At 69.7% G+C, this 228-nt stretch carries 1 protein-coding gene; it reads left to right on the forward strand.

The window, feature by feature from the left end:
- The coding region (locus RRF55_RS28365) for an S-adenosylmethionine:tRNA ribosyltransferase-isomerase (RefSeq protein WP_439419350.1) at positions 1-228 on the forward strand (228 nt) is incomplete at both ends.

A 228-nucleotide genomic window follows, 5' to 3' on the forward strand; every position in this document is an offset into this window, starting at 1 on the left:
CATGTGCCGGAATCGCTGGAACAATGGCTGCTGCATGCCGGCCGCCTGCCGCTGCCGCCGTACATCCAGCGCGAGCCGGGCGTGGACGACCGCGAGCGCTATCAGACTGTGTTCGCGCGCGAAGTGGGGGCGGTGGCGGCGCCGACCGCCGGCCTGCATTTCGACGAACCGCTGCTGGCCGCACTGAAGGACAAGGGCGTGGAGTTCGGGCACGTCACCCTGCACGTG

The sequence above is a fragment of the Klebsiella sp. K47 genome, from assembly GCF_051858335.1.
Classification (GTDB): domain Bacteria; phylum Pseudomonadota; class Gammaproteobacteria; order Enterobacterales; family Enterobacteriaceae; genus Klebsiella; species Klebsiella pneumoniae.